Source organism: Uniformispora flossi, from assembly GCF_049534875.1.
Taxonomy (GTDB): domain Bacteria; phylum Actinomycetota; class Actinomycetes; order Streptomycetales; family Streptomycetaceae; genus Yinghuangia; species Yinghuangia aomiensis.
Genome location: NZ_JBMULZ010000047.1, coordinates 1 through 2,601, shown reverse-complemented (window position 1 = coordinate 2,601; position 2,601 = coordinate 1). Strand labels below are relative to the sequence as shown.

The window sequence follows — 2,601 nt, the reverse complement described above, 5'->3', positions numbered from 1 at the left end:
GTCTTAAAATTCCTCAACCATTTAGAGGGGATGATCGACTATGTCCGGTATGGTGACGCTGAAGCAAGGTGACTTCTATTACAACATCCCCATGCATGAATACAGCCGTTATTGGTTTGAACACTTGGACATTATCGAACAGGGCGAGGAATTTTTAGTTGTGGAGAAAATCCCTTACGACAAAATCCCGAAACCGTCCATCATGGCTGCTATGAAAAGAGGTAAAGGCGTGAAGCGTGTTGTGAAAGCTTACAGCACGAAAGGAAGTGGAAAACATGCGAATGACAATTGGCGATGACGAACACGTTTTTATCTGTGGTCAAACCGGTACAGGTAAATCGGTTGTCGCTGAGGTATATCTCGCTGGGAAAGACCATGTGGTAAAGCTTGATACGAAAGGCGAAGTACACGAGCGCCGCAAGAAACGGCAGGAATTGTGGCATGGCTTGCAGGAAGGTAAGGACTTTACTGTGGTTCACCGATTGGAAGACGTGTCCGAGGTCGAGACGCCGAAAATTATCTATTGCCCGGTCGCTGAAGAATTAGAGCCGGAATATTACAACGCGCTCATGAGCTGGGTGTACAAGCGTGAAAATACGATTCTATGGATAGACGAATTAATGGAAGTCGCGCCAAGCGCCCATAACTACCCGAAAGAATTGAAAGCCTTATACACGCGCGGGCGTTCGAAAGAAGCAGTCGTTTGGGCTTGTACCCAGCGCCCAACAGACATTCCGGTCATTGCTATGGCCAACAGTTCACACTATTTCATTTTCACCATGCAAAACCCGGATGACCGTAAAAAGATTGTGAAAGCAACAGGGATGCCGCAATTTATGGAGCAACCCGGCGGGCACAATTTTTGGTATTGGAAAGTGGGTATGCAAAACCCGGTACTAGCAAAATTGAAGCTTTAAAGGAGGTGATGACTTGGAGACACGAAAATTTGCAGGTGTCGGGCTGAAGAACATGATTGTCATTGCGCTATTCACAATGATGGTCATTGTCGTAACAAAGGTTATTGTCACGAAGCATCCGGTTAACGGTGTGACGCAATTAGTAAACGCAGTATAAGGAGGAAAAAAGCATGAAGGTTAAATGGTTAGTTCATACGTTCATTACTGTATTTATCACGATGGTTTTCATGTGGATTATTAAGAAAGCTTCAGCAAAATATCATATCCCGGTTGTATCTACAATCGCGGCAGAAGTCTAAGGAGGAATTTTAATTTATGGCAACTCAACAGCAACTATCAGCACAGGCAAAGGCTCAACTATTCTCGCAGGCTACCCGCCAAACATGGCAGATGATGGGTACACAGACAGTGACAGAGGACGCACAAACGGTATCATTCAACCTACCGAAAGTACGCCTGCTATCACAAATTTTAGTTGAATTTGACGCGACTGTCTCTCTCAAATCGCAGAACGCGGCAATTCCAACTAAACCATTTTCACCATACCAGATTATCAGAAATATTGCACTGGAATTAAACAGTGGATTCCGTCCTTTTGTTGTGTCAGGCGAAGCCCTTCACCTATACAGCTTAAACCGATTGAATCCAGACGTTCTATTACCTGCATCAAGTCCGCGGGCGTTATCTTACATTGAAACAGCCGCGAGCACGTCAGGTAAAGACGCGCGTATTAAATTCCAAGTCGCGCTGCCATTAACTTTAAACCAACGTGACCCGGTCGGTCTTATCTTGCTACAAAACGAGGAGACAACCGTTTCCCTTCAGATTGATACAGCACGCGCGCAAGACGCGTATCAGTTGGCTACTGGAGACACCGTTACACTGAAGCAATTGAAAATCACGCCGACAATTGAAACGTTCTCCGTCCCTTCTGTACCACAAGCTATGCCGGATATTTCTGTCCTGAAGCTTGTAAACGAAAAAGGCGAACAGTTCACCGGGAACGGTCAAAATATCGTGAAGCTTCAGACAGGGACGATCTACCGTAAACTCATGTTTTACTTTACGGATGAGTCAGGCAACCCGCTGAAGGACAGCGACTTTGCGGGCAACTTGGAATTGGTATTTAACCAAGCCGACATCCCTTACAGCATTAAGCCGTCAGCACTTGCAGCCCGAAATCATTCGGACTTGGGTTATGTCTTACCGGATGGGGTTTATGTGTTTGACTTCTCTAACCAAGGCTTGCCAAACCTCGGCGGCTCTCGTGACTATATTGACACCGAACGTCTTACAGAGTTTTGGATTCGCTTCAATACTCAAAAAGGCGGGCGCGTGAAAATCGTTGCTGAAAAGCTTTCACGCTTGCATTAATACACGCGGGAGGGCTTTTCCCTCCTTTTCTTATTTGACTACTACGAAGGAGGATTTATATGAACGCACCATCACAAATGGGTCTAGGTGAAATGTTCTACCATGCCGCAGACTTATATCCAAACATGGGGTTTATGAGTACCCGAACGTCTACAGTTCCCGAAGCTGAAGATCAAATGTCTCTTGTCGATGATGAGGACACAGCAAAAGAGCATGACGTAAAGCAAGACCCTATTACATCAAAACAAATCTTGCTGGGGTTCGGCATTGTGTTCCTTGTCGTATTCCTATTCTCGGCAAGGGTGTAGGG

4 protein-coding genes are annotated in these 2,601 nt (G+C 45.7%); all 4 read left to right on the top strand.

Annotated features, from left to right (window positions below):
* Nucleotides 1–49 precede the first annotated feature (49 nt).
* Nucleotides 50–298, top strand: coding sequence for a hypothetical protein (locus tag ACPA54_RS38950; protein WP_376642747.1), 249 nt, complete (start codon nt 50–52; stop codon nt 296–298).
* Entirely contained in the window at nt 276–917 is a 642-nt protein-coding gene (locus tag ACPA54_RS38945; RefSeq protein ID WP_376642745.1) for an ATP-binding protein, read from the top strand. The genes ACPA54_RS38950 and ACPA54_RS38945 overlap by 23 nt, the downstream gene beginning before the upstream one ends.
* A gap of 315 nt (nt 918–1,232) precedes the next feature.
* Nucleotides 1,233–2,291 carry a hypothetical protein gene (locus ACPA54_RS38940; RefSeq protein ID WP_376642743.1) on the top strand — a complete coding sequence of 353 codons (1,059 nt, stop codon included), beginning with the start codon at nt 1,233–1,235 and terminating at the stop codon, nt 2,289–2,291.
* Nucleotides 2,292–2,350: 59 nt separating this feature from the next.
* Entirely contained in the window at nt 2,351–2,599 is a 249-nt protein-coding gene (locus ACPA54_RS38935) for a hypothetical protein (RefSeq protein ID WP_080467411.1), read from the top strand.
* The last annotated feature ends 2 nt before the right edge of the window (nt 2,600–2,601 follow it).

Bases quoted from the DNA above. Each gene is read 5' to 3' on its own strand.
- ACPA54_RS38950 (WP_376642747.1), top strand. From the start codon at position 50: ATGGTGACGCTGAAGCAAGGTGACTTCTATTACAACATCCCCATGCAT.
- ACPA54_RS38945 (WP_376642745.1), top strand. From the start codon at position 276: ATGCGAATGACAATTGGCGATGACGAACACGTTTTTATCTGTGGTCAA.
- ACPA54_RS38940 (WP_376642743.1), top strand. From the start codon at position 1,233: ATGGCAACTCAACAGCAACTATCAGCACAGGCAAAGGCTCAACTATTC.
- ACPA54_RS38935 (WP_080467411.1), top strand. From the start codon at position 2,351: ATGAACGCACCATCACAAATGGGTCTAGGTGAAATGTTCTACCATGCC.